Origin of the sequence: Pseudomonas sp. FP2294, from assembly GCF_030687625.1 — a bacterium.
Classification (GTDB): Bacteria; Pseudomonadota; Gammaproteobacteria; order Pseudomonadales; family Pseudomonadaceae; genus Aquipseudomonas; species Aquipseudomonas shahriarae.
The window spans coordinates 3,839,074-3,860,853 of the sequence record NZ_CP117441.1 but is presented as its reverse complement, the minus strand read 5'-3'; the positions used below and the strand labels follow the sequence as shown (position 1 = coordinate 3,860,853).

General features: G+C 55.6%; 34 protein-coding genes and 1 tRNA gene. 25 read left to right on the top strand and 10 right to left on the bottom strand.

What is annotated here, in order from left to right:
* Positions 1-15 precede the first annotated feature (15 nt).
* The 7 genes from rpmI (at position 16) to PSH73_RS17065 (ending at position 4,936) form a co-directional block, all read left to right on the top strand.
* The gene (gene rpmI / locus PSH73_RS17095; RefSeq protein WP_002553160.1) at positions 16-210 is read left to right on the top strand and encodes a 50S ribosomal protein L35; all 195 of its coding nucleotides are present in this window, start codon (positions 16-18) and stop codon (positions 208-210) included.
* Between the two features lie 29 nt (positions 211-239).
* A complete protein-coding gene (rplT, locus tag PSH73_RS17090) occupies positions 240-596 on the top strand; it encodes a 50S ribosomal protein L20 (protein ID WP_003174975.1) in 357 nt (118 codons plus the stop codon).
* A 108-nt stretch (positions 597-704) separates the two neighbouring features.
* Positions 705-1,721: a phenylalanine--tRNA ligase subunit alpha gene (gene pheS / locus PSH73_RS17085; RefSeq protein ID WP_057438636.1), complete on the top strand. Its 1,017-nt coding sequence runs from the start codon at positions 705-707 to the stop codon at positions 1,719-1,721.
* 26 nt (positions 1,722-1,747) lie between these two features.
* Complete coding sequence (pheT, locus tag PSH73_RS17080) at positions 1,748-4,126, top strand: phenylalanine--tRNA ligase subunit beta (protein ID WP_057960164.1); 2,379 nt, start codon at positions 1,748-1,750, stop codon at positions 4,124-4,126.
* A gap of 3 nt (positions 4,127-4,129) precedes the next feature.
* Entirely contained in the window at positions 4,130-4,432 is a 303-nt protein-coding gene (ihfA, locus tag PSH73_RS17075; RefSeq protein WP_002553164.1) for an integration host factor subunit alpha, read from the top strand.
* Positions 4,413-4,769, top strand: a complete 357-nt coding sequence (locus tag PSH73_RS17070) for a MerR family transcriptional regulator (protein WP_057960163.1) — start codon at positions 4,413-4,415, stop codon at positions 4,767-4,769. Before ihfA ends, PSH73_RS17070 begins: the two co-directional genes overlap by 20 nt.
* A gap of 90 nt (positions 4,770-4,859) precedes the next feature.
* Positions 4,860-4,936, top strand: a tRNA-Pro gene (locus PSH73_RS17065).
* An 82-nt stretch (positions 4,937-5,018) separates the two neighbouring features.
* On the opposite strand, the gene PSH73_RS17060 is transcribed toward PSH73_RS17065, so the two are convergent.
* The 4 genes from PSH73_RS17060 to PSH73_RS17040 form a co-directional block, all read right to left on the bottom strand.
* The gene (locus PSH73_RS17060; RefSeq protein ID WP_370694588.1) at positions 5,019-6,203 is read right to left on the bottom strand and encodes a tyrosine-type recombinase/integrase; all 1,185 of its coding nucleotides are present in this window, start codon (positions 6,201-6,203) and stop codon (positions 5,019-5,021) included.
* A gap of 291 nt (positions 6,204-6,494) precedes the next feature.
* Positions 6,495-6,842 carry a hypothetical protein gene (locus PSH73_RS17050; protein ID WP_305461051.1) on the bottom strand — a complete coding sequence of 116 codons (348 nt, stop codon included), beginning with the start codon at positions 6,840-6,842 and terminating at the stop codon, positions 6,495-6,497.
* Positions 6,835-7,002 (bottom strand): hypothetical protein, encoded by a 168-nt coding sequence (locus PSH73_RS17045; protein ID WP_305461049.1) that lies wholly within the window; start codon positions 7,000-7,002, stop codon positions 6,835-6,837. Before PSH73_RS17045 ends, PSH73_RS17050 begins: the two co-directional genes overlap by 8 nt.
* Positions 6,999-7,229 (bottom strand): Arc family DNA-binding protein, encoded by a 231-nt coding sequence (locus tag PSH73_RS17040; RefSeq protein ID WP_305461047.1) that lies wholly within the window; start codon positions 7,227-7,229, stop codon positions 6,999-7,001. The genes PSH73_RS17045 and PSH73_RS17040 overlap by 4 nt, the downstream gene beginning before the upstream one ends.
* 277 nt (positions 7,230-7,506) lie before the next feature.
* Between PSH73_RS17040 and PSH73_RS17035 the strand changes: the two genes are divergently transcribed.
* The 4 genes from PSH73_RS17035 to PSH73_RS17010 all read left to right on the top strand — a co-directional run bounded on the left by PSH73_RS17035 (position 7,507) and on the right by PSH73_RS17010 (position 10,289).
* The gene (locus tag PSH73_RS17035) at positions 7,507-7,971 is read left to right on the top strand and encodes a hypothetical protein (RefSeq protein ID WP_305461045.1); all 465 of its coding nucleotides are present in this window, start codon (positions 7,507-7,509) and stop codon (positions 7,969-7,971) included.
* A gap of 53 nt (positions 7,972-8,024) precedes the next feature.
* Entirely contained in the window at positions 8,025-8,543 is a 519-nt protein-coding gene (locus PSH73_RS17030; protein WP_305461043.1) for a BRCT domain-containing protein, read from the top strand.
* 919 nt (positions 8,544-9,462) lie between these two features.
* Complete coding sequence (locus PSH73_RS17015; protein WP_305461041.1) at positions 9,463-9,852, top strand: hypothetical protein; 390 nt, start codon at positions 9,463-9,465, stop codon at positions 9,850-9,852.
* A 218-nt stretch (positions 9,853-10,070) separates the two neighbouring features.
* Positions 10,071-10,289: a hypothetical protein gene (locus PSH73_RS17010; protein ID WP_305461039.1), complete on the top strand. Its 219-nt coding sequence runs from the start codon at positions 10,071-10,073 to the stop codon at positions 10,287-10,289.
* Positions 10,290-10,343: 54 nt separating this feature from the next.
* Here PSH73_RS17010 and PSH73_RS17005 read toward each other — a convergent pair whose 3' ends face one another.
* From PSH73_RS17005 to PSH73_RS16990, 4 genes are all read right to left on the bottom strand, one after another.
* Complete coding sequence (locus tag PSH73_RS17005; protein ID WP_305461037.1) at positions 10,344-10,631, bottom strand: type II toxin-antitoxin system RelE/ParE family toxin; 288 nt, start codon at positions 10,629-10,631, stop codon at positions 10,344-10,346.
* Positions 10,621-10,908 (bottom strand): type II toxin-antitoxin system Phd/YefM family antitoxin, encoded by a 288-nt coding sequence (locus PSH73_RS17000; protein WP_305461035.1) that lies wholly within the window; start codon positions 10,906-10,908, stop codon positions 10,621-10,623. Before PSH73_RS17000 ends, PSH73_RS17005 begins: the two co-directional genes overlap by 11 nt.
* A 156-nt stretch (positions 10,909-11,064) precedes the next feature.
* Positions 11,065-11,523 carry a hypothetical protein gene (locus PSH73_RS16995; RefSeq protein ID WP_305461033.1) on the bottom strand — a complete coding sequence of 153 codons (459 nt, stop codon included), beginning with the start codon at positions 11,521-11,523 and terminating at the stop codon, positions 11,065-11,067.
* 56 nt (positions 11,524-11,579) lie between these two features.
* Entirely contained in the window at positions 11,580-11,921 is a 342-nt protein-coding gene (locus tag PSH73_RS16990; protein WP_305461031.1) for a hypothetical protein, read from the bottom strand.
* A gap of 186 nt (positions 11,922-12,107) precedes the next feature.
* On the opposite strand from PSH73_RS16990, the gene PSH73_RS16985 reads away from it, so the two are divergent.
* The gene (locus PSH73_RS16985) at positions 12,108-13,181 is read left to right on the top strand and encodes a hypothetical protein (RefSeq protein ID WP_305461029.1); all 1,074 of its coding nucleotides are present in this window, start codon (positions 12,108-12,110) and stop codon (positions 13,179-13,181) included.
* Between the two features lie 300 nt (positions 13,182-13,481).
* Here PSH73_RS16985 and PSH73_RS16980 read toward each other — a convergent pair whose 3' ends face one another.
* Positions 13,482-13,982: a TraY domain-containing protein gene (locus PSH73_RS16980; RefSeq protein WP_305461027.1), complete on the bottom strand. Its 501-nt coding sequence runs from the start codon at positions 13,980-13,982 to the stop codon at positions 13,482-13,484.
* 122 nt (positions 13,983-14,104) lie between these two features.
* Between PSH73_RS16980 and PSH73_RS16975 the strand changes: the two genes are divergently transcribed.
* The 3 genes from PSH73_RS16975 (at position 14,105) to PSH73_RS16965 (ending at position 15,425) form a co-directional block, all read left to right on the top strand.
* On the top strand, positions 14,105-14,266 hold the full coding sequence (locus PSH73_RS16975; protein WP_305461025.1) for a hypothetical protein: 162 nt from the start codon (positions 14,105-14,107) through the stop codon (positions 14,264-14,266).
* A gap of 62 nt (positions 14,267-14,328) precedes the next feature.
* On the top strand, positions 14,329-14,640 hold the full coding sequence (locus PSH73_RS16970; protein ID WP_305461023.1) for a DUF3077 domain-containing protein: 312 nt from the start codon (positions 14,329-14,331) through the stop codon (positions 14,638-14,640).
* A 77-nt stretch (positions 14,641-14,717) separates the two neighbouring features.
* The gene (locus PSH73_RS16965) at positions 14,718-15,425 is read left to right on the top strand and encodes a phage antirepressor KilAC domain-containing protein (protein WP_305462726.1); all 708 of its coding nucleotides are present in this window, start codon (positions 14,718-14,720) and stop codon (positions 15,423-15,425) included.
* 44 nt (positions 15,426-15,469) lie between these two features.
* Here PSH73_RS16965 and PSH73_RS16960 read toward each other — a convergent pair whose 3' ends face one another.
* A complete protein-coding gene (locus PSH73_RS16960; protein WP_305461022.1) occupies positions 15,470-15,895 on the bottom strand; it encodes a hypothetical protein in 426 nt (141 codons plus the stop codon).
* A 98-nt stretch (positions 15,896-15,993) separates the two neighbouring features.
* On the opposite strand from PSH73_RS16960, the gene PSH73_RS16955 reads away from it, so the two are divergent.
* From PSH73_RS16955 to PSH73_RS16910, 10 genes are all read left to right on the top strand, one after another.
* Positions 15,994-16,230: a YdaS family helix-turn-helix protein gene (locus tag PSH73_RS16955; RefSeq protein WP_305461020.1), complete on the top strand. Its 237-nt coding sequence runs from the start codon at positions 15,994-15,996 to the stop codon at positions 16,228-16,230.
* A gap of 89 nt (positions 16,231-16,319) precedes the next feature.
* Entirely contained in the window at positions 16,320-16,742 is a 423-nt protein-coding gene (locus PSH73_RS16950) for a phage regulatory CII family protein (RefSeq protein ID WP_370694587.1), read from the top strand.
* A gap of 157 nt (positions 16,743-16,899) precedes the next feature.
* Positions 16,900-17,337 (top strand): hypothetical protein, encoded by a 438-nt coding sequence (locus tag PSH73_RS16945; RefSeq protein ID WP_305461016.1) that lies wholly within the window; start codon positions 16,900-16,902, stop codon positions 17,335-17,337.
* Positions 17,334-17,660 carry a hypothetical protein gene (locus PSH73_RS16940; protein ID WP_305461014.1) on the top strand — a complete coding sequence of 109 codons (327 nt, stop codon included), beginning with the start codon at positions 17,334-17,336 and terminating at the stop codon, positions 17,658-17,660. The genes PSH73_RS16945 and PSH73_RS16940 overlap by 4 nt, the downstream gene beginning before the upstream one ends.
* A complete protein-coding gene (locus tag PSH73_RS16935; RefSeq protein ID WP_305461012.1) occupies positions 17,657-17,878 on the top strand; it encodes a hypothetical protein in 222 nt (73 codons plus the stop codon). The genes PSH73_RS16940 and PSH73_RS16935 overlap by 4 nt, the downstream gene beginning before the upstream one ends.
* On the top strand, positions 17,878-18,792 hold the full coding sequence (locus PSH73_RS16930; RefSeq protein WP_305461010.1) for a hypothetical protein: 915 nt from the start codon (positions 17,878-17,880) through the stop codon (positions 18,790-18,792). The genes PSH73_RS16935 and PSH73_RS16930 overlap by 1 nt, the downstream gene beginning before the upstream one ends.
* Positions 18,789-19,568, top strand: a complete 780-nt coding sequence (locus tag PSH73_RS16925) for an ATP-binding protein (protein WP_305461008.1) — start codon at positions 18,789-18,791, stop codon at positions 19,566-19,568. The genes PSH73_RS16930 and PSH73_RS16925 overlap by 4 nt, the downstream gene beginning before the upstream one ends.
* Positions 19,565-20,938, top strand: a complete 1,374-nt coding sequence (locus PSH73_RS16920) for a replicative DNA helicase (RefSeq protein ID WP_305461006.1) — start codon at positions 19,565-19,567, stop codon at positions 20,936-20,938. Before PSH73_RS16925 ends, PSH73_RS16920 begins: the two co-directional genes overlap by 4 nt.
* Positions 20,935-21,222, top strand: coding sequence for a hypothetical protein (locus PSH73_RS16915; RefSeq protein WP_278934205.1), 288 nt, complete (start codon positions 20,935-20,937; stop codon positions 21,220-21,222). The genes PSH73_RS16920 and PSH73_RS16915 overlap by 4 nt, the downstream gene beginning before the upstream one ends.
* Positions 21,219-21,605: an antiterminator Q family protein gene (locus PSH73_RS16910; RefSeq protein WP_305461003.1), complete on the top strand. Its 387-nt coding sequence runs from the start codon at positions 21,219-21,221 to the stop codon at positions 21,603-21,605. The genes PSH73_RS16915 and PSH73_RS16910 overlap by 4 nt, the downstream gene beginning before the upstream one ends.
* Positions 21,606-21,780: the final 175 nt, after the last annotated feature.

Here is a 21,780-nt window from a genome sequence, read left to right as displayed (position 1 = left end):
GCGGAGTATCCGAACATGCCAAAGATGAAGACTAAAAGTGGTGCTGCTAAGCGGTTTCTGAAAACTGCTAACGGTATCAAGCACAAGCACGCTTTCAAGAGCCACATCCTGACCAAAATGTCGACCAAGCGTAAGCGTCAACTGCGCGGTAGCAGCTTGCTGCATCCGTCTGACGTGGCAAAAGTCGAGCGCATGCTGCGCCTTCGTTAATTTTGGATCAAGAATAGAGGAAGTAACTCATGGCTCGTGTAAAGCGTGGCGTCATTGCCCGTAAGCGTCACAAAAAAATTCTGAAACTCGCTAAAGGCTACTACGGCGCGCGTTCACGCGTATTCCGTGTTGCCAAGCAAGCGGTAATCAAGGCAGGCCAATACGCCTACCGTGACCGTCGTCAGAAAAAACGTCAGTTCCGCGCTCTGTGGATCGCTCGTATCAATGCTGGTGCTCGTGTTAACGGTCTGTCCTACAGCCGTTTCATCGCTGGCCTGAAAAAAGCGTCCATCGAAATCGACCGTAAGGTTCTGGCTGAACTGGCCGTGAACGAAAAAGCGGTGTTTGCTGCGATTGTCGAGAAAGCTAAAGCCACCTTGGCTTAAGTACCCCCGACAGTCACCCTGGGCTACTCCGTAGTCCAAGGTGGTAAACGTCATAAATAGGGGAAGAGCCTTCAAGCTCTTCCCCTATTTTGTATCTGGAGTCTGTACATGGAAAACCTGGACGCGCTGGTCGCTCAAGCTCTTGAGGCTGTGCAAAGCGCTGAAGATATCAATGCCCTGGAGCAAATCCGGGTTCAATACCTTGGCAAGAAAGGTGAGTTGACTCAGGTGATGAAGACCCTGGGCAATCTGCCGGCCGAAGAGCGCCCGCAAGTCGGTGCGCTGATCAACGTTGCCAAGGAGCGTGTCACAGAGGTTCTCAATGCACGCAAGGCGTTGTTCGAGGAGGCCGATCTTGCGGCCAAGCTCGCCGCCGAGTCCATTGACGTGACCCTGCCTGGCCGCGGCCAGACCTCTGGCGGTCTGCATCCGGTGACCCGGACTCTGGAACGTATCGAGCAGTTCTTTACCCACATCGGCTACGGCATTGCCGAAGGCCCTGAGGTCGAAGACGACTATCACAACTTCGAGGCGCTCAACATCCCAGGCCATCACCCGGCCCGGTCGATGCACGACACCTTCTATTTCAATGCGAACATGCTGTTGCGCACCCATACCTCGCCGGTACAGGTCCGCACCATGGAATCGCAGCAGCCGCCGATCCGCATCGTCTGCCCAGGCCGTGTGTACCGTAGCGACTCCGATATCACCCACTCGCCGATGTTCCACCAGGTCGAAGGCCTGCTGGTTGATCGCGACATCAATTTCGCCGACCTCAAAGGCACCATCGAAGAATTCCTGCGGGTGTTCTTCGAAAAAGAGCTGGCGGTACGTTTCCGCCCGTCCTACTTCCCGTTCACCGAGCCATCCGCCGAAGTCGATATGGAGTGCGTGATGTGCAGCGGTAAAGGCTGCCGTGTCTGCAAACAGACCGGCTGGCTGGAAGTCATGGGGTGCGGGATGGTTCACCCCAACGTGCTGCGCATGTCCGGGATCGACCCGGAAGAGTTCTCGGGCTTTGCCTTCGGCATGGGCGTCGAGCGTCTGGCCATGCTGCGTTACGGCGTGAACGACTTGCGCCTGTTCTTCGACAACGACTTGCGGTTCCTCGCGCAATTTCGCTAGTCGTAACGAACCTTTAGGAGAGCAGGATGAAATTCAGTGAACAATGGCTGCGTGGCTGGGTAAGCCCGCAGGTAAATCGCGATGAGCTGGTTGCTCGTCTGTCGATGGCCGGTCTTGAGGTCGATAGCGTTACGCCGGCCGCCGGTGTTTTCAGCGGTGTAGTGGTGGGCGAGGTGCTCAGCACCGAGCAGCACCCGGACGCCGACAAGTTGCGTGTGTGCCAGGTCAGCAACGGCGCGGAAACCTTCCAGGTTGTGTGCGGTGCGCCAAATGTGCGCCCAGGCCTGAAAATCCCGTTCGCGATGATCGGTGCCGAACTGCCCGGTGACTTCAAGATCAAGAAAGCCAAGCTGCGTGGCGTCGAGTCCAACGGCATGCTGTGCTCTCAGGCGGAGTTGCAGGTGGGCGAAGGCAATGATGGCTTGATGGAGCTGCCGGCTGATGCGCCCGTGGGCCAGGACATCCGTGCCTACCTCGACCTGGAAGACGCCAGCATCGAAGTCGACCTGACTCCGAACCGTGGCGACTGCCTGTCCCTGGCCGGTCTGGCCCGTGAAGTCGGTGCGCTGTACGGCGTGCCTGTCACACGTCCAGTAGTGACCGCGGTCCCGGCAGTCCACGACGAAGTGCGTTCCATCGAAGTGCTGGCGCCAAGCGCGTGCCCGCGCTACCTGGGCCGTGTCATTCGCAATGTCGACCTGTCCCGGCCGACCCCGCTGTGGATGGTTGAGCGCCTGCGTCGCGCCGACGTGCGCAGCATCGATGCCGCCGTCGACATCACCAACTACGTGATGCTGGAGCTGGGTCAACCGCTGCACGCCTTCGATTTGGCCGAGATCAACGGCGGGATTCGCGTGCGCATGGCCGAGGAAGGCGAAAAGCTGGTCTTGCTCGATGGCCAGGAAGTCACCCTGCGTAGCGATACCTTGGTGATTGCTGACCACTCCCGCGCCCTGGCCATTGCCGGTGTGATGGGGGGTGAGCACAGTGGCGTGTCGGCGACGACCCGTGACGTGTTCCTTGAAAGCGCGTTCTTCGACCAGATCGCTGTGGCAGGCAAGGCCCGTTCCTACGGCCTGCACACCGATGCCTCGCACCGCTACGAGCGTGGCGTGGACTGGCAACTGGCCCGTGAAGCCATGGAGCGTGCCACCGGCCTGCTGCTGGAAATCACCGGCGGTGAAGCTGGCCCGATTACCGAGACTGTCAACGAGCAGTACTTGCCGTCGATTGCACCGGTGACGCTGCGCGCCCAACGCGTCGAGCAGATGCTCGGCCTGGTGATCGAAGAAGCGCAAATTGTCAGTCTGCTGACCGGCCTCGGCCTGGACATCAGCGCTGATGGGGCAGGGCAGTGGCGCGTAGAAGTGCCAAGCCATCGCTTCGATATCAGCCTTGAAGTCGACCTGATCGAAGAACTGGCCCGCCTGTACGGCTACAACCGCCTGCCGGTTCGTTACCCGCAAGCGCGCCTGGCCCCACAGCCCAAGACCGAAGCCCGTGCGCACCTGCCGGAGCTGCGTCGTCTGCTGGTCGCTCGCGGCTATCAGGAAGCGGTGACCTACAGCTTCATTGATCCCAAGCAGTTCGAACTGTTCAGCCCGGGTGTCGAGCCGCTGTTGCTGGCCAACCCGATCTCCAACGACATGGCGGCTATGCGTTCGTCCCTGTGGCCAGGCCTGGTGAAAGCACTTTCCCATAACCTGAACCGTCAGCAGGATCGCGTGCGCATGTTCGAAAGCGGCCTGCGCTTTGTCGGCCAATTGGACGGCCTGAAGCAGGAGCCGATGCTGGCCGGTGTGGTCTGCGGCAGCCGTCTGCCTGAGGGTTGGGCCCAGGGGCGCGATCCGGTGGACTTCTTCGACGTCAAGGCTGATGTGGAAGCGGTGCTGGGCTTTGCCGGCGCGCTGGATGCCTTCGCATTTGTCCCGGGCAGCCACCCGGCATTGCATCCAGGCCAGACTGCGCGCATCGAGCGTGAAGGCCGCCTGGTCGGTTTCGTTGGCGCTATCCACCCTGAACTGTCGAAAACCCTCGGTCTTGACCGTCCGGTGTTCGTCTTCGAGTTGGTGTTGGCTGAAGTCGCTGCGGGCAAGATGCCTAAATTCAGCGAGCTGTCGCGTTTCCCGGAAGTGCGTCGTGACCTCGCCCTGGTGGCGGATCGTGATGTGGCGGCCAGTGCCGTGCTGGAAGTAATCCGAGAAAATGCAGGCGAATGGCTGACGGACCTCAGGCTATTTGACGTCTATCAGGGTAAAGGCATTGATCCGCATAGAAAAAGCCTTGCAGTTGGCTTGACCTGGCAGCATCCATCGCGCACTCTTAATGACGATGAGGTGAATACCACGACGCAAAATATCCTCACCTCGCTCGAACAAAGGTTGAACGCCACGTTAAGGAAGTGACGTATGGGGGCTTTGACGAAAGCTGAGATGGCGGAACGTCTGTACGAAGAGTTGGGTCTGAACAAGCGCGAGGCCAAGGAATTGGTCGAGCTGTTTTTTGAAGAAATCAGGCACGCTCTGGAAGACAACGAACAGGTCAAATTGTCCGGTTTCGGCAATTTTGACCTGCGGGACAAACGCCAGCGGCCTGGCCGCAATCCAAAAACGGGAGAAGAAATCCCGATCACGGCTCGCCGTGTGGTCACCTTTCGTCCAGGGCAGAAGTTGAAGGCCCGAGTTGAGGCTTATGCTGGAACCAAGTCATAACGACGAGCTACCCGTCATCCCAGGCAAACGCTACTTCACCATTGGTGAAGTCAGCGAGCTATGTGCGGTAAAACCGCACGTGCTGCGCTATTGGGAGCAGGAGTTTCCTCAACTCAACCCCGTCAAACGCACCGGGAACCGTCGGTATTATCAGCGCCAGGATGTGCTGATGATCCGACAGATCCGCGCGTTACTGTACGACCAGGGGTTCACCATCAGCGGCGCACGCCAGCGTATGTCCGGTGATGAAGCCAAAGAAGACACCACCCAATACAAGCAATTGATCCGCCAGATGATCTCCGAACTGGAAGATGTACTGGTGGTTTTGAAAAAGTGAAACAAGCCTTTAAAATACTTCCACATTTCAAATGCTTGCGGTATATTCCTGATCGCTTCTTTACGAAGCGAACCCAGTTTCACGCCTAGTCGGGGCGTAGCGCAGTCCGGTAGCGCACTAGCATGGGGTGCTAGGGGTCGAGTGTTCGAATCACTCCGTCCCGACCATATTATTCAATGACTTAGCCGCTTTCGAGCGGCTTTGTTGTTTCTGCCATAGTGACTTTCCGAGTGACCCTGGCGTTTTTCATCATGCCTCCCTCCGTTTCAGAATCGTCAACGCTGGTGCGCGTGAGTCGGTTGCTGATACCTTGTTTGCCGCCGCAATCAGCTGATCCAGTTCCGCCGCCGAGTAGTGACTGGTGATGCTTCCGTTCTTGTGGCCGAGCAACGCTTTCCGATCCTCCTCAGTCACGCCAGCAGCACGTAGCCTTCTCCCAAAGGTGTGCTTCAAGTCGTGTATGCGGATCCTGGTAAAGCCGTCATGTGCCGGCCGCAAGAACTTCTCCTGCCACTTCTTTGCCGCCCGAATCCGCGCCTTCTTCCAGGCCGAGTCGTTCATGCGGTGAACCGTCGTTTCATTCCCCTCGCCATCAGGCTTGCCAAACGGGAACACGTAGAGCGGATGCTTGCCGCGTTGCTTCTCGATCACCGACTTGGCAACGTCATTCATCACGACCAGGCGTTCGTCCCGGTTTTTTACGCCGGACCTCGCACTCCTGCCCCCAAACCCGGCCGGGATCAGGAACACGCTCGTTCCAAGCTCCGGTACCGCAATTTCCCAATTCCATTGCAGCTTGCAAACTTCCTGCTCCCGGCACCCTGTGTTGACCTTGAACATCGCCATGGTCTGAAGGTGCGCCGGCAGCTCGGCGAACAGGATCGACTGTTCTTCCCACGAAAGCGGATAGGGCTTTCGGCTGTTCGTCTTCTCATCCAACAGGGAAATCATCGGTACTACGTCGAGTAATGGCCGGCGATCTTCGTCCCGCCACTTCCGCGCGCAGAGGTTCAAAACCCGAATAACCCGCTGTAGCGCGATGTTCACCGTTCGATTCGAGACCGGCTTCCCCGTGGCTGGGTTGAGCTTCGACCGAACGTAGGGGGCTAGCGCGTCATCATCAATGTGGGTCAGCGGCATATCGCCAATGAAAGGATCAAGCTGTTCCATATACGTAGCTGAAATATGGATGGATGCCTGATCCTTCACTTCCAGCAGGAAGCGAGTTGCCGCTTCCCGCCAGGTCCTGACCCGTCGAACGCCATACACCTTCTGCTGGCGCAACTGCTCCAGCTTGTGGATCAGGTATTGCTCAGCTTCGGCGCGGTTACAAGTGCCAGTACTCTCTTGAATTCGCTCTCCTCTGTACTTTTTGTCGATCTTCCAGATGCCGTTCGGCATTTGCTGGAGGCCGGTGATAGCTTTTTGGGCCATGGCAATTCTCCTTTCTTCTTGCCCTGGCGCTCACTGCGGGGGCGATTGTTGTCCTGATCGGCCTGCTTTTCAATTGCCATGGACTCAGCCCAAGAATCTGCCCATTCATCCAACTCGATGCGGTCGAAGCCAACTCCCTGTTTCCCAATGGGGAATTCGCGAACGTTGGGCCGAACCGTTTTGTTAAATTCTTCTCTGCACATGCCCAAGTACGCAGGGGCAGTGGACGCTCTGAGGAAGCGAGGAGCGGTCTCTTTGGTTAGTAATGCAGTTGACTTGGCCATAGAGTCATCACTGTTCGATGGAGGAGGCGGTTTGCACTGACTTCCTGACGGGAAAGGCCTCGCCCTCCCATTTGCCGGGTTTTCCGCGTATCGCGCCATGTAGGCCGTATTGGTGTGGCCTCTTGCTGGCGAACAGCTTTTCACACGCTTTCAGCAAGGCGCCGTCATCTTCTATTTCCAACAGCTCCTGGCCAGCCATAGAACCCACCTGAATCCAGCCGGATTTGTCGCGCCCGTAGTTTTCTGTCTTGAACAAGCGAAACCTGTTCCGGTGTCCGGTACCAGGCGAAGAATTTTCGGTGTTCATGTAGAACGCCACGCCATCGAGGCGCACTCGCAGTACTGTCTTAGCCATGTAGTTCACCACCTTGAAAGTGGTCTGCCAGTACCCTGCGCGCGTCGATGCCGCATGATGCGGACATGGCGTAGATCTGGCCGAAGGTGGTTTCCCGACGCTGCAAGGCGTTGAACAGCTCGATCAGGCGCTCGCCCAGTTGTCCGTTACTGCGGCTCATAGGCTGGAACTCACAGGCGCGAGCGGAGCGACGGCACTTGCCAGCGCGTCCAGCAGCAGGGTTTGGCGATTCTGTCCATCCAGATACTGACGCACGGCTTGGACGAACACGCTGTTCATGCTGCGGTCCGCGGCGTTCGCGGCTGCTTCAATGTCAGCGCGCAGGCCGTCAGGCAGGCGCACCACAAACTTGTCGGCAGTGCGGGAATCGTATTGGTTGGTGCTCAATGTGTTTCTCCAGGCAAGCCGATATCCGGCCGCGGTGATGGCTTTCGCAAAAATTGAGGTGCTCTTGTTTCGCCATGAGGTGGCGAAGGAGTGGCTGTAAATTAGCAACAGCTAAATAAATTAGCAAATTGTTTTTGAGCGTTGACGGTTGCTAATTTTTTGTGAGGAGAAAGCTTTCAACTCGTAGTGGCTAAATAATGGTGCTAGATTCGCCTCATTACGGCTTGTTGGCAGCCTTGGCTAGGCTTGAGTTTGCCGACCTCAAGAAAGGGACTTTATGAAAAAGATGCTTCTTTGCCTCTCAATGGCCGCGCTTCTCTCGGGTTGCGCCACCAGTGGCACAAAAATCGAGCAAGCTCAGATCGACAGCTTGGTCAAAGGCAAAACCACCAGCAGTGAAGTGATTGCTTTACTCGGGCCACCGACGGCGGTCACACAAAATTCCGACGGGTCGCAAGTGCTGGGCTGGGGATATGCCTATGTCGGTTTCGCCGGTATTGGTACAGAGGTAGAGAGCACGACGGTGACCATTGCTCCTGATGGGACTGTGAGCAGCTATGCCCGTAGCGGGTCGAAGGTCGGAGGAGGGGCGCCATCAAAATACTCCGCTGCGCCCGTGCAGCCGACACCTGGACCTATGACGAAGAGTCAGTACAAACAGGTCCAACTCCAGAAGCTCACTGATCAGAACCTGCCTTATGACGAATATCAAAAGCGCTATCAGGAAATAATGGCGCAATAGCCCAGCTGAAGCGTTGGGCCCGGTCATTAGACCAATTCAAAGGAGTGAAATCAGTGACAACTATCAAGTTCAGCTACAGGGATGCTAGGGGGGATGTGAGCCAGCGGGAGTTGATTCAGTGGTCAGAGAACTTGACTTATATTCAGGGGCGTTCCGCGGGTGACTCATTTCCCAAGACCTTTCGTAAGGACCGCATAGTCGAGATCCTGTTCGGTGCGGAGCTGCTGCTGAATGATGCAGCTCCGCCAGCTCCTACGCTGTTGCCAAAACCACGTCCAGCGGACGTAGCGGTATCGGTCGCTGCCTCCCATCACCCACAGCCCAAGGCACCGCCCGGCGGGGTCAACCAAATTCTTTTCACTGGCTTTGCAGCGGAGCACCGTGCTGAACTAGAACAAAAGGCATTGAAATCAGGACTCAAAGTTATGAGTACCCCTGGAAAAACACTTACTTTTCTCTGCTATGGCGATAACGCCGGGCCTACTAAAGTTGCGAAAGCTCAGGAGGCCGGGGCATTCATCATTGATGCTGAGCAGTTTCTGAGCTTAGTCACGACTGGCGAGATGCCTTAGCCGCACCTGGCGCGGCGATGACGTAGGAGCTACTTCATGTCCTTAACCAAACCCAACCAGCAGCTACGCCGTGACATTAAGGCGATCGCATTCAACCTCGAGCAGTCCTGTGTCGACCTGGGCAAGCCAAGCTTGCGGAAAAGCTCGGCGATGCCGACGCCATAGCCCTGATGGGGTTGGTTGGTACGCTCTACGAAGAGGCGGATAGACTGGTGGGTTATGCCGAGGAAGTTAAGGCAGGCCGAATAGTGCGGGCTGCGGAATAGCTCGGATGACATCATGGCGAAATCAAAGCTCTTGGAATAAGGCTGGGGTCTATGCCTGGTTGGCACTACTCTTACTAATCTCCGACCGTTCAGACACAAGCTGGCTGGGCGGAGCTTATGAGGTCGCAAGCAGTTCTTCGCCCCAGGATTCGTTGGGCTCTGCGTTTTGGTAGTGGGGCTGAGTCGATAGCCTTGAACCACTTCTACTGCGCGCACGAGTGATGTGAATGCGGGGAGGGGGAGGGCGGTGAGGCGCGCATAATTAGTGCCGAAAATGTCTTATCTGTATAGCGTAAGCATTTACCTACAAAAGTTGGCTTGATTTTTGAGGGGGTTATCCGTCCGTCTGATATAAGGCTGGCGACACGTTTTGAGAATAACAAAACCGTGTCGCGCGCAATCATAGGCTATACATTCAATCGTGTGAATCGCCCGTAATTTACGATTTGATTCTGAACGTACACCGAAAGGATGCCCAAGAGGGCAATGACCATGAAGCGAGACTACCAGCCCCCACGCCATGACCCAGGTCCGGAAGAGGTGAATTTCGACATCCTGCGCATGAACAATGCACTTGCAGGCAGTCGCTTCACTATGCCTGAGGGTATGAAGCGCGAAGAATTCCGAGAATGGATGCGCGAGAATGCTGATAAATGCCGAACCAGGTAGAATTTAGTGTTCACTTCACGCAACTCTACAACGCCCTTTCGGATGCGGAGCAGGATTTGATAGACGAATTTGTCTTTCATTTCCATAAGAGCGGTACCAAGGGTTTCTACGGGAAAGTCGGTCCAACCGACAATGTTCCTCATCGCGACCCTGACCGAGAGAAGAAGATTTGGTATGCAAAGCGGCACAAGCTTTGGCATGCCCACATTGGTCACCCGCATTGGGATGCCTGCAAGAACCAAATGGCGAGTTATCACACATCAAATTTTGTTGTGCATTTCCAAAAGTTTAGCGAAACGTCGATAGCCTTGGTCGATTATGGGTCGCATGATCCTATGACACAGCCCAAGGCACAGTCGCTGTTTAAGCGATGACAGGCAAATATGCAAGAAGCCCGGCCCAGCGCCGGGCTTCTTGTATGTACCCTTTCACGACCTTTTCACAGTGGAGCGCCTAGTGTGGCCACAGCTCCTTGTTAAGACCCTTTAAGCCCGCTACTCCCCATCGCGGGCTTTTCTTTGCCTGGAATTTGCCAATCACGCCAGAGGTTGCCTAAGCTGCGTTTTCTATGTCCTCGAATGGAGTCGAAGTCATGCCAAAACCACAATACTCACTCCCAGATATGCTCGAACGAATCTACGAGAATCAGCTCGCTCTTGAGGCTGCCGTTATGGAGTTGTCGTTGTGGGCGAAGCGTAATGGGGGAGGTCATGTGGATGAGAATGTAAGGGGCGCACTGGATACGATCGGCGAGAACGCTGGGCACATCAAGCAAGGCTTGGCCAGGTTGAGAGCTCAAGGGCCAGATTGATCCAGCGGCAACCGTAGATAGCCCGCTGATGTGCGGGCTTTTTTCGTTTAGGGCTTAGCGTTTCGAGGCCTGCTCGTATACCGTACTTCGCTCGCGCTTACCGACGGCCAGCACCAGGATAACAATCCGCTCATCCTCGACGCGGTACACAAGTCGGTAGCCGGCACCGCGCAATTTGATCTTGTAGCAGTCCTTCATGCCATGAAGCGCATCGCCTGGCACTCGCGGGCCGGACTGCCGCTCCTGGAGCTTTTTCAGAAACTGGAGGCGTATTGCTCCGTCGAGTTTACGCAACTCCTTCAGCGCCTTCGGATCCCACTCAACCTCGTACTCAGCGGCCATTGGCGATATCTGCCTCTGCCTCGCCAATCAGATCGTCCAGAGATACTCGAACAGGTGTTTCGTTGGCGTCGAGCCGAGCCTTGACCAGTTGGACCAGCTCCAACTCGTCCAGGCGCTCAACCATCGCCTCGTAGACGTTTGCTGGAACCATGTAGCCCATAACGCGGTTGTGGTTCAGCACAGCAACAGGCATGCCGTTGGCGCCGCTCAAGACGGAGGAGGGGTTCTTCTTGAGTTCGGATACGCTGACGGCCACATCAGCCAGAATATTTTGCATATATATGACTCCTATATAGGTCTTTATTCTGGTCTTTTTGTGCGCGTGTTACAAGTGCATAGCAAATCTGCTCGAGCTTCTCGGTCGGCTACTTTCGGTGATTGCCTGTTCTGAGTGGGGCCGTACTTTCGTATCTGCGGGCAGTTGGTAGATCTTTCATTTGGCCTTGAAGTACATCATTGCATCGATGAAACGCTTTGCCTTTTGCTGGGTGTCGACGCGGGTTTGGTTCAGTGTGCCTCCAGCTTGGTTTCGAGTGATCACGACCCAGCGGTTGCGCTTGGTGTACAGAGTCGCTGTGCCGATCGAGTTGAAGTAGATCCTGGTCTGAACGGCTTTGGATGAGGTTGTCGAGTTGCCGGCGGCAATCGCACCATTCCCGATGGGTACAGCACTCGCGAAACCGCTGCTGGAGGAAGCGACACCACTCCCATAGGCGATGTACTCACTGGTGAAGAAAACCTGTTCGGGCCTGGTCTTCTCAGGCTGCTCCATCAACACCTGTTCAATCACCGATTTGGCCTGCTCTGCAGTGATCGGAGCCGGTTGGTACTCGACGACCTTGGACGCACATCCAGTTAGAAACAAAAGTGCTGCGATGGCGATAGCTTTCATCCCTGACTCCCTTAAATTAATGCCGAGCATTCTGCCATGGCACGGCTAGCCAATGCTCAGAACATGCTTGGGCATTTGTAAAGGTTGATCGATGAGCTATCAAGGCGGGATCCAAGCACATACAGCGTCTGGACCTGGTTCTTCTGTGCAATGAAACCCTCGCACGAGAAACCGCACGTCACGTTCGCAGTGAAGCAGATGTTCTGCATGCTGAATTTGTAGAGATCGTGTGGCCAGGTTAGACAGTCATATTTTCCGCCGACGGGGCAGTGGACCTGTTCTAGCTCGCCGGACGCCACAATCGTCGATCCTGTTAGGCGGTCAATTTCCCCATATCCCCATGCCGCCTGGCTCAGTCCAGCAACGATCAGCGGCAACATCCAGCGCAATGCGGTCATCATCTTTCCATGATTCAGGTGGTGGGGCGCTGACTCTACCAATCCGGGGAGCCGGCCTCAACGCCTGCATGCCCAGTCATTTTAGGTGTGTTCCTCGGGTGCGCCGCAGGGCTATTACATTTTGCTAACGGGCTAGTTAGACTGAACGTTATTGGAATACTAATTCGGTTCGTTCAGGAGAAAGTTATGGCGGCAACTAAATTTCTGGATGATTTGTTAGATGGCTTTGTATGTGTGGCGGATCTTATCACCAGTGTCTCCTATTCAGACGAAGATTCAATACTCACTCTACAAGACGCTGCTCGCGCGGTACTTGCCTGCCTACGGTCTGTAAAGAAAGCTCCCCAGCAAATGAGGCTGGATAAGGCCGGGTTGCCAGTAATCGATCTGGATGGCGGTGCTACGATATTTTTGAGAAAAGTGGCAGAAAACAAACGGTATTCCAGCTTGCAGGTTAGCGATGTAGTACTTGATGAAGCATTAACGTCGGAAGGGGCAGATCTTCTTGAGTATGGTTTTTCACGAGATATCTGGGATGTTCTTCGAGAGGATGGTATCCAAACAAGCTGGCGTCTTAACTACAAGACTGGTTTGCGTAAATACTCTTTTTTGTCATCTGTCTGGAAGGCCACTCCTCGCGAAATCAGTGTCTTGTTGGAGGGTCAAGGCTATAAACGTCCAACGGTGGTAAGTCTCATAAGGAAGGGGTATGCGGTTCCAGCAATCTCCCTCAGTGGCGTGGCAGAACGAACAGCAGAACTTGAAATCGACCAAGAAGTGGACCTGGGTGATGTGAGGAGATGGCTTTCAAAAAACGGCATAAATTGGCCAATTCCTGTGATGGTCGAGTGTGAACCAAGTGAATATTCTTATGAGTTGCAGACGCGTTCCAGTAATGACACTAGCAGGGCCTTTACCGTGCGCTTGCAAGAGCTTGAACGTCAAAATACGGATTTGCTCCAACAAAATGCCGATCTTAAGGCTCAGTTGTTGAACGTTAAATCCAGCTCGGTTGACCAAGGCGCGAGTCCGCAGGGACTGAATTTTCCGTATGCCACAAAGGAGCTTGAGGCAATGCGCCAAATTGCATTGAAATACTGGGCGCAGTATTCGCCAGAGATGCGGCAGCCGAAGCAAGACGAGATCCAGCGGGAGTTTTGTAGCCTGCTAGGGTTGAATGTGCCTGCCGAAAAAACACCTCCACACAAGGCAATTTACCTAGCAACAGCAATCAAACCTGATCATCTTATCAAACCATGACATGGGGCATGTAACCATGTATCCCCTTTCTGTCATGAACGTTACTACTGCAACCTGTTTACAGTCCAGATTAATGACAGGAAACAGCATGACTGACTTGAATGATCATTCGACGCAATTGGCGAGTGCCACAATCTATAAGTATTTCGCGCGATCTTGTCCGGAAAATGCAGAGCAAATCCTGAAAAGGCGCAGAGCTTTACTCGGATTCGTACAGACATTATAAAGCTCGGGGCTTGGCTCGTTCGATTCACCCATCACCACTATGGTGATGGTAGGAGGCTCATTGCTGGGAAGGGCTCAGGCTTTTCGCTTACGGTTAACAATTAATCGCCGCGGCGCCTCCAGGTGCTCGATATCCCGCTTGGTGGAGATTTCAATATGAGGAGCAGCCGGGGCGGACTCATCGTCACCGTAAGTAATCCAGATCGAATCTCCGCCATCCCATTCGAACTTATAACCGGCTTCATTGAGTTCATGGCTGAGCTCAAATTGAATTTTTGCCAATTCTTCCGATGGAAGCGATTCAAGCCCGAGGTCGCTGAGTGGTACCTCCGCCGCATTCAGCCCCCGAATAATTGAGCGGTTGATAGATACCCTGATTCGTTCTCGCACTATGGCTGGAATGCTTTTCCTCGCTACAGAGGCGTATGTCTTCGCCTCGTCTGCGGAGAAAAGGACTTCAGGCGATTTGCCATCCGCGAGCAGGCTGAGATCGAGGCGAGCGACTACCTCCGCGGTGAGAGAGCGACCGCTCTCCTTGGCGGCGCGCTCAAGCTCTGCCTTGAGTTCGGCCGGCATCCTGAAATTTACTTGAAGGTCTGTTCTGCTCATTTTCAGATAATGAAGCACGGTGCTATTGACTGCAATAAAGCACGGTGCTTAAATCGTGACAAAGCACGGTGCTTTGTAAGGGGTTTGAAATGAAGGTGCGTGAAATGAAGCAAGTGATCTTCCGAGCAGATCCTGATGTAAAGGATTGGCTCGAAAGGAAGGCACAACAGGAAGAGCGCAGCCAGAACTGGTTGGTCGGGAAGGCGCTGAGAGAGGCGATGCAACGAGATGAACAAATCAAACAGGCATAAAAAAACCCCAGCGCCGGCCAGCGCTGAGGTTTGGGTAACGTCAATCTTCTAGGAAAAACGTCATGAACAAGCATACCGAAGTAAACGAAAAACTCAATGCTGGCGCTGTTAAAGGGGCGGTGACCGTGCCGCTTTCATTCGTGCGCTGCAACGTTGAGCGACAAAATTTGTACAACGTTTGTCCAGGCGTTCCCGCTGTTGATGCTTTGAATCAGGCATCTTGCATTCTTCATAGCGTGAGGTCTGCGTTGGAAGACGCGGGGATGGCCGAGCTCATTGTTACGCCAAGCCAAGCATGGTTGCTCCACATGGCGGTCGAGTCTGCTAAAGCTGCGATCGACTCCGTCACCGAAGGCCTGGAGAAAGCACGATGAATACTTTCTCGATTCAATCCGAGCAGCGTTCTGGAGAGGCACCACGTTTTCCGCAATCGCAAAACGTGGCGCGGACAATGTCATCGCGAGAAATCGCTGATTTGGTCGAGGCGCGACACAACGATGTGATCGCAACTATCGAGCGGCTGTTCGCCAAAAACCTTTTACGATCAAGTCGTAAAAGCCGCAGGGAGTCCACTGGCGGGCGTCCGGTTGATGTTTATGACCTGACTGAGCGCGATACTCACTTGGTGGTGGCTGGCTACAGCGACGAGCATCGGGCGAGAGTTATCGACCGCTGGCAGGAGCTGGAGGAGATGATAGCCAAGCCTGCTTTCGATATCTCCAGCCTGAACGACCCAAAGGTCTTGCTCGCGCTGCTTACCGACAACGTGCGTAAGGTTGTAACCCTGGAAGCGGACAACACCGAGTTGACCAAAGAGAACCATCTTCTGGAAGTGAAGGTGGAGCAGGACGCTCCCAAGGTGGCCTTTCACGACATGGTCGTGGTGTCGCACAAGACCTACAACGCCGCACAGGCCGCGAAGATTATCGGCACCGGCCGTACTAGGCTGCTGCAGTTCATGCGGCAGAAGGGGTGGATTACTCGATCGAACGAGCCCTATCAGGCGAAGATTGAGGCCGGCCTGCTGGATGTGAAGCTGGGTACCTTCGAACATCCAATCGACGGCACGATTCCGACGTGCTCGACGCTGATTACTGGGAAAGGGCTGGCGAAGCTGGAAGCGCTGTGGCGGGAGAGGGACGCAGACTTGTTGGCGTAGACGCGAAGAGAGCCCGGCCTAGTGCCGGGCTTTCTGTATCTGGCTTAAGGCTTTTCAGCGTTGGCCTTCTCAAGGAGGGCGGCTATGCCCTCAAGCAGGACCAAGTCCGACTCCTTGAGCCTTCCCTTCGCCGCGGCCCTGGCGAGTTTCTCAATAACCGCAACTGCCCGCGGCGTAGCCTTGTCCTGAAGAGCCTGATAGGCAGACGCCGCCTCTCGCACCACATCCTGACGAGTGTACTCACCCTCGATCAATGCCGGCCCGTGCCCATTCGGATTGACCAGCACACCAGGCGTGAGCCCGATTTTCTGCTCGAGGTTGAGCGCTGCCTTCTCGCCCAGGGAGCGGTGCCCATTGAGGATCTGGGACAAATACGAAGCGTCCAGATCGTGCTGGTCGGCGAAGTCTTTCTGGCTGAGTGGGCCGATGACACGCCGCAGCGCGTCGACCCGAAGAGTTTTGATATCCATAGGCGAATAGTGTCCCTGCGTTAGCAAACAGTAAATTATAAAATGCTATTGCTATTGAGATTAGCAAAATGTAATCTGGGCTTCTTTCGGAGACAAACATGACGCTACTCGAACTTATCCGGTCCCTCGACACACCTGCAGTGGAGTCGTTGGCCAAACGCAGCGGCACCAGTGCCGGCAACCTCAAGCAGATCGCCCACGGCTTTCGTCGGGCAGGCCCAGGCCTCGCCATCAATCTTGAGCGGGAGTCGAGCAGGGCAGTGACCTGCGAAGAGCTTCGGCCAGATGTTGACTGGGCTTATCTGCGCAATTCAGGCCAAGAGCTGAATCTTTAATCTCGATTAAAAGAAGCCCTGATCGAGGGCGCATATCTTCGCCCTGAGCTGAACGTTCCGCCACGACAACCACGAAGAGGTTTCCCGAAATGGAACAGGTACACCGCGCAATACATGAGGCAGTTCTGGAGGCGGGGCCAAAGCAACTGGCTCACCTGATGGGTATGAGCCACACAGCATTGCTCAACCGCAGCAACCCCAATGACGACTCGCACCGCCTGAACCTGGAGCAATTTCTCCAGATCCTGGTGCACAGCAAAAACGTTGAACCGCTGGAACACCTGGCCAACACATTGGGCTATGCGCTGGTGCCGCAGGCGCGGCCGGCGAGCATGAACCTTATCGAGGCTCTGGTGCATCTGGCGGCTGAGTACGGGGATGTTTCCAGGCTGGTGCATGACGCCCTTGCGGACGGTCGGGTTTCACCTTTTGAGAAGGCGAACATCCAGAAAGAAATCGGCCATGTGCGGCAGAGCTTGCTGGTGCTGGAAGAGTCGGTGAAAGCGGCGTGAATGCTCGGCAGAGCATCTGGTCGTCTGGCAGGTTGCATCACTTAAAACGGGCAGAGAATCAATTTTGCCCGGTGCAGAAAGTAACAAACCCGGCGGGAACCGGGCTCATTTAATCGTCCTGTGTGATCAGGACTACACAACTACAGAGGTGTGAATCATGGCACATGCTATTAGTAATGAACAAGTTCGTTCGAATGCTAGCACTTTCGGAATGTCGTTGGCTCAGCCTTATCCGATTGAGAAGGTGGGCTTCGATATCGGATGTATTGGCTTCTGCGTTCAGGGGCTTCATCGGGAGCGTCGCATCAAGCGCTTCATGACTCATGAGATGGGCCGCGCTGATGCAAAGGTGGCTCTGGAGCTTCTTATCCCAGAGGTCCCAGAGGCAGAACTGTCGCTCTCAGCAAAGGGGTTTTTCAGCCAGGAAGTTCCCGAGTTTGAGAGAACGGCCCTGATCATGAGCTCCATCGTTAAAGCATCCAAGTACGAAGCGCGGCCGGGCAAATTCATCCTTGAGGCTGTGGGGTGGTATGGGCAGGCCGCCAAGGAGATGGCTCAGCCAATCTGGATGCCTGTCTGGAGGGCTGAGCAGTGAGCACTCCCAAAGAAACTGGTCCAACTGTCATTGACGAAGCCCACATGGAGCAGTTCACCAACGACCAGTTGGCCTACAAGGCATGGATCGGTGCCGACCTAGTGCAGGAGATCTTGTTTGATGACGGCGGCGAGGAACGAGACTTGATGTATGAGGCTAAGTTCGAGGTGGCCCACGCTTGCATGGCCTTGCGTGTGCTAGTCCGCCGGCTTACCGGCATGGATGCTGACACGCTCCGGCAGGCCGTATTGCAGCGCCACTTGGAGGCTCTGGTGCTGTGTCCTGAGGTCGAGCAGTACCCAGCAGGGGAGACACTGCAATGAATACCTTGCAGCAACCCGTTCCAGTGTCCACCACTGCCTGCACCATCGCCGGCCCCTGGCCAACCTACGGCAACTTCCGAACGCTTCCAGAGCGCGAGCGCTGGGTGCTTTACGGAAGCGCCAAGGCCTACCGCGAGTCGCTGGAGCGCCAGGGTTTCGAGATGGCTGAAACCTATGATGCCTTCATCCGTCGCGTGACAGAGGAGCTGGATATCTGATGGCACGCATTAGGACGATCAAGCCAGAGTTCTGGAGCAGTGAACAGGTGATGGAGTGTCAGGCTCTGACACGCCTGCTGTTCATTGGTATTTGGAATTTTTGTGACGATGGCGGCAATCATCCTGACTCGGAGAAAACCATCAAGGCCCGGGTTTTTCCCGGTGACGAAATCAGCTCGTCGAGTATTCGTCGAATGCTCGACGAGCTGTCGTCGAACGGTCTTTTGGCCTTCTACGAGCACTCTGGCAAGCGGTATTTGCATGTCAGCGGGTGGGAGCACCAAAGGATTGATAAACCAACCTTCAAGTACCCAGAGTTTGTTCAGTCTCCAGCTGTGTCCAGTCCGCCACTTCTGGGGGCTGGCACTGATGACAACCAGAAGCCGGGGCCTGGAGGTGATTCTGTCGGCGAGCCCTCTACGAGTATTCGACTACCTCTCGACGAGTCCTCCTCAAATCCTCTACTAGGCCTCGACCCCGGAAGGGAAGGGATGGGTAATAGGAAAGGAGAAGAACAAGATCAAGAGCAGGTCGTCGCTAACGCGTCGGCCCCTGCTCAGGCTGAAACAGCTCCGGGCAAGAAATCTAAACGCGGGACACGATTACCAGCGGATTGGATAGCGCCTGATGACTGGCTGGCATGGGCGAAAGGCGAGCGATCTGAGCTTGACGATCGGATGCTTGAGGCGATGGCGGATTCGTTCAAGGACTACTGGGTCAGCAAGTCAGGGGCGAACGCCACGAAGCTGGACTGGGAGGCCACCTGGCGCAACTGGGTGCGTAACCAGCGTCTTGGGAACCAGCGGGCCAGCCCAAGCAGCACCCAATCCAACTACATCGACCTCGACAAAATTGACCATACCGAAGGGCTTGTTCGCCAGCCTGACGGGACGTACCGAGTAGCCAAGCCATGACCACACCGAACATCTTGAAAACCGAAAGAGTCCAGTGCCGTGAGCACGGCGAATACAACAACCAGCTGATCGAGTCGTTTTCCGGAGATCACTTCTGGGAGGGTTGTACGCGTTGCCAGTTTGACGCTATCCACTCCGGTGACGATGCCATCCGCAAGCCTGCTTTGGATATCCGGCGTGAACGGGCGCTGAATGCTCGGTTGCTGGCTTCTGGAATTCCACCACGCTTCCGTGAGGCTACTCTGGAGAGCTACCTGACCACCACCAGCCCCGAGCAACAGGCGATTGCGTTGCGCCAATGCCAGGACTATGCGGCTAGCTTTGATGACCACTGGATGGTTGGCCGATCGATGATGCTGCTGGGGTCTCTGGGTACCGGCAAGACCCACCTGGGCTGTGCAGTTGCGCAGAGCGTTATCCGCAACCTCGGGGCGACTGCCAGCTACACGTCGGCGCTGGACATCATCCGAAATATCAAGTCTACCTTCAGCAAGGATTCGAATCTTACGGAGAGCGAGGTCTATGCCGCACTCAGGAAACCGGATCTTTTGGTGGTCGACGAGGTAGGCGTCCAACACGGTAGCGACTTCGAGCGCCAGGTGCTGTTCGAGGTGATCAACGACCGTTACAAGGACATCAACCCAACCATTGTAATTTCGAACCTGGGCATCCTAGGCCTGCGCAAGTGCCTAGGGGATCGCGCCGTGGACCGACTTACCGACGCTGGCGGACCTGCAGTCCTTTTCAACTGGGCTTCGGCGCGAGGTGCAGCATGAGTCGCGAGCTTTTCAGCATCGAAGCCGAGCATGGCGTCCTGGGCGCGATCATGCTGAAACCAGATCTGTTCGACGAGGTCACCAGCAAGGTCAGCGTTTCCGATTTCCACGACCTGGAGAACGCTGCGCTCTACCAGGCAATCATTGACTGCCACGCCACTGGTGATCCGGTTGACCCGGTCACCGTTGGGCTATGGCGCCCGACGTTGCCGAGCGGCGATAGCACCCTGGCGTTCGCGGTCGAGATCGCCAATAACGTAACCAGCACCGCCAACTGGAAGACGTACGCTCGGCACGTTCGTGAACGGGCAATACTTCGTCGGGTGGTTGAAGCCGGCGACGTGATTCGTGAGCAAGCCACAGAAGAGCTACCGCTTGCGGAGATCATCGCACTTGCCCAGCAGGCGACGGCTGACCTACGTGATCTGGACGACGACGGCCAGCGGGATTACTACAGGGCCAGCGAGATCCTGTCTGGTGTGGTCGACACCATCGACTCGAAGTTCAACAAGACGATGCCTACAGGGCTTTCGACCGGGCTGAAGGATCTTGATGAGCTAGTGCGAGGGTTACGCCCTGGCAACATGATCGTTGTCGGCGGCCTGACGGGTTCAGGCAAGACCATCCTTGGCCTGCAAATCGCCCAGCACGTCACCTGCAAACTCGACGGTGTGGGTCTTGCTTTCTCCATGGAAATGACCAAGGAGGAATTGATCACTCGCGGCCTTGCATCGATCGGTAGCGTCAACCTTAGCAAGTTGGACAGTGGCGACCTTGAAGACCATGACTGGCCAAAGCTAACCAGCGCGGTCAGCGTCCTCAGCGAAGCCAAGCTGTTCGTAAATGACCAGGCCGGCATGACGATGCCCCGCATCCGCTCAATTGCCCGGCAGTGCCAACGCCGCGAAGGGCTCAGCGTGCTGCTGGTCGATTACGTCCAGTTGATCAGCGCCGAAGGTAGCGGCAACCGCTCTATCGAAGTCGGGAAGATCTCCACGGCCCTGAAGAACCTGGCCAAGGAGCTCAAGATCCCGGTAATCGTGCTGGCCCAACTCAACCGCGGTTCAACCAATCGTCCAGACAAGCGTCCTCGTCCGAGTGATATCCGAGACTCCGGACAGATCGAGCAGGACGCTGATGTGGTGATCCTTGTGCACCGCGATCTGGAAAGCGAAGAGGGCCAGAACGGAGTAACCGAACTCATAGTCGGCAAGGTCAGACACGCAAAGGTCGGTTCGTGCCTTGTGCAGCAGCAGGGCAAGTACGTCAGGTTTGTTGATTTCGGAGGTAAAGCTCCAAGCACCGAAGAGGTGGAGATGGGGCGCGTATTGAAATTCACCGGCCGCGCAAAGGGGGAGGGAAGACCATGAGTAACGTAGCAGCGGCATTGCCGCGCAAAAGCATGAGCGACCTAGAGCGGCGCTTTTTGAAGATCGCGGGTGAGGAGCTGGCCAAGGTCAAAGTCGGCGGGCCGAGCGCACTGGCTTACCTGCTGGATATGGTCGCCAGTTGGCACGGCAGTCGGGCTCAGATCGGGTTCCATGACTTCGGGCAGCGCTGGCTGATCGAGGGCAATGCAAAGAACAAGCCCGCCGACCGGTTGCTGCGTGACTTGTTTGGCTTGAGTGATCCAGATCCAAGGAGAGCCGCATGAAGAAGCGCACGTATCTCGACAAACCCCTGGGCGACACGGAGTACCTGCTGGAACAGTGGGGCTGGTGGCGGATGGATGGGATGGGCTTGCCCCGTTACGTCTCGCCGCTGCTCGCCTTGATGCGGGACAAAGTCCAGATGGCGAGCCCATCCAGTTACGTTATTACGGATGATCAGGCGCTTGCTGTGGATTCAGCCATGGCCAGACTCACACAGCGCAATGCGCAGATGGGCTTGTTCCTCTGGCTCTACTTCGGTGCCAAATGGACGATGGTTCGAATAGGGGAGTCCGCTGGTATTTCTGAGCGCTCAACGCGAGAGGTAATCAAATCCGGAGTCGGTTGGATTGATGGTGTCCTGCATAGAATGAGCGATGCCGCGTAAATAGTCCTTTCATGCCGGATGCCGACCTGTTTTCATGACAGCGTGTTTGGCTGTTCCAGCGCGACACTGAGACAGACTCAACAAAGCCCGGTCGCAGAAATGCTTTCCGGGCTTTTTGTTGTCATTGGGGTTGATTCGTGAGTTGATCTTTCACATTTCTTGGACTGCAAGACGG

What these genes read in the sequence shown, in the direction of transcription:
- rpmI (WP_002553160.1), top strand. Translation starts at nt 16, where the DNA reads ATGCCAAAGATGAAGACTAAAAGTGGTGCTGCTAAGCGGTTTCTGAAA.
- rplT (WP_003174975.1), top strand. Translation starts at nt 240, where the DNA reads ATGGCTCGTGTAAAGCGTGGCGTCATTGCCCGTAAGCGTCACAAAAAA.
- pheS (WP_057438636.1), top strand. Translation starts at nt 705, where the DNA reads ATGGAAAACCTGGACGCGCTGGTCGCTCAAGCTCTTGAGGCTGTGCAA.
- pheT (WP_057960164.1), top strand. Translation starts at nt 1,748, where the DNA reads ATGAAATTCAGTGAACAATGGCTGCGTGGCTGGGTAAGCCCGCAGGTA.
- ihfA (WP_002553164.1), top strand. Translation starts at nt 4,130, where the DNA reads ATGGGGGCTTTGACGAAAGCTGAGATGGCGGAACGTCTGTACGAAGAG.
- PSH73_RS17070 (WP_057960163.1), top strand. Translation starts at nt 4,413, where the DNA reads ATGCTGGAACCAAGTCATAACGACGAGCTACCCGTCATCCCAGGCAAA.
- PSH73_RS17060 (WP_370694588.1), bottom strand. Translation starts at nt 6,203, where the DNA reads ATGGCCCAAAAAGCTATCACCGGCCTCCAGCAAATGCCGAACGGCATC.
- PSH73_RS17050 (WP_305461051.1), bottom strand. Translation starts at nt 6,842, where the DNA reads ATGGCTAAGACAGTACTGCGAGTGCGCCTCGATGGCGTGGCGTTCTAC.
- PSH73_RS17045 (WP_305461049.1), bottom strand. Translation starts at nt 7,002, where the DNA reads ATGAGCCGCAGTAACGGACAACTGGGCGAGCGCCTGATCGAGCTGTTC.
- PSH73_RS17035 (WP_305461045.1), top strand. Translation starts at nt 7,507, where the DNA reads ATGAAAAAGATGCTTCTTTGCCTCTCAATGGCCGCGCTTCTCTCGGGT.
- PSH73_RS17015 (WP_305461041.1), top strand. Translation starts at nt 9,463, where the DNA reads ATGCCGAACCAGGTAGAATTTAGTGTTCACTTCACGCAACTCTACAAC.
- PSH73_RS17010 (WP_305461039.1), top strand. Translation starts at nt 10,071, where the DNA reads ATGCCAAAACCACAATACTCACTCCCAGATATGCTCGAACGAATCTAC.
- PSH73_RS17005 (WP_305461037.1), bottom strand. Translation starts at nt 10,631, where the DNA reads ATGGCCGCTGAGTACGAGGTTGAGTGGGATCCGAAGGCGCTGAAGGAG.
- PSH73_RS17000 (WP_305461035.1), bottom strand. Translation starts at nt 10,908, where the DNA reads ATGCAAAATATTCTGGCTGATGTGGCCGTCAGCGTATCCGAACTCAAG.
- PSH73_RS16995 (WP_305461033.1), bottom strand. Translation starts at nt 11,523, where the DNA reads ATGAAAGCTATCGCCATCGCAGCACTTTTGTTTCTAACTGGATGTGCG.
- PSH73_RS16990 (WP_305461031.1), bottom strand. Translation starts at nt 11,921, where the DNA reads ATGACCGCATTGCGCTGGATGTTGCCGCTGATCGTTGCTGGACTGAGC.
- PSH73_RS16985 (WP_305461029.1), top strand. Translation starts at nt 12,108, where the DNA reads ATGGCGGCAACTAAATTTCTGGATGATTTGTTAGATGGCTTTGTATGT.
- PSH73_RS16980 (WP_305461027.1), bottom strand. Translation starts at nt 13,982, where the DNA reads ATGCCGGCCGAACTCAAGGCAGAGCTTGAGCGCGCCGCCAAGGAGAGC.
- PSH73_RS16975 (WP_305461025.1), top strand. Translation starts at nt 14,105, where the DNA reads ATGAAGGTGCGTGAAATGAAGCAAGTGATCTTCCGAGCAGATCCTGAT.
- PSH73_RS16970 (WP_305461023.1), top strand. Translation starts at nt 14,329, where the DNA reads ATGAACAAGCATACCGAAGTAAACGAAAAACTCAATGCTGGCGCTGTT.
- PSH73_RS16965 (WP_305462726.1), top strand. Translation starts at nt 14,718, where the DNA reads ATGTCATCGCGAGAAATCGCTGATTTGGTCGAGGCGCGACACAACGAT.
- PSH73_RS16960 (WP_305461022.1), bottom strand. Translation starts at nt 15,895, where the DNA reads ATGGATATCAAAACTCTTCGGGTCGACGCGCTGCGGCGTGTCATCGGC.
- PSH73_RS16955 (WP_305461020.1), top strand. Translation starts at nt 15,994, where the DNA reads ATGACGCTACTCGAACTTATCCGGTCCCTCGACACACCTGCAGTGGAG.
- PSH73_RS16950 (WP_370694587.1), top strand. Translation starts at nt 16,320, where the DNA reads ATGGAACAGGTACACCGCGCAATACATGAGGCAGTTCTGGAGGCGGGG.
- PSH73_RS16945 (WP_305461016.1), top strand. Translation starts at nt 16,900, where the DNA reads ATGGCACATGCTATTAGTAATGAACAAGTTCGTTCGAATGCTAGCACT.
- PSH73_RS16935 (WP_305461012.1), top strand. Translation starts at nt 17,657, where the DNA reads ATGAATACCTTGCAGCAACCCGTTCCAGTGTCCACCACTGCCTGCACC.
- PSH73_RS16930 (WP_305461010.1), top strand. Translation starts at nt 17,878, where the DNA reads ATGGCACGCATTAGGACGATCAAGCCAGAGTTCTGGAGCAGTGAACAG.
- PSH73_RS16925 (WP_305461008.1), top strand. Translation starts at nt 18,789, where the DNA reads ATGACCACACCGAACATCTTGAAAACCGAAAGAGTCCAGTGCCGTGAG.
- PSH73_RS16920 (WP_305461006.1), top strand. Translation starts at nt 19,565, where the DNA reads ATGAGTCGCGAGCTTTTCAGCATCGAAGCCGAGCATGGCGTCCTGGGC.
- PSH73_RS16915 (WP_278934205.1), top strand. Translation starts at nt 20,935, where the DNA reads ATGAGTAACGTAGCAGCGGCATTGCCGCGCAAAAGCATGAGCGACCTA.
- PSH73_RS16910 (WP_305461003.1), top strand. Translation starts at nt 21,219, where the DNA reads ATGAAGAAGCGCACGTATCTCGACAAACCCCTGGGCGACACGGAGTAC.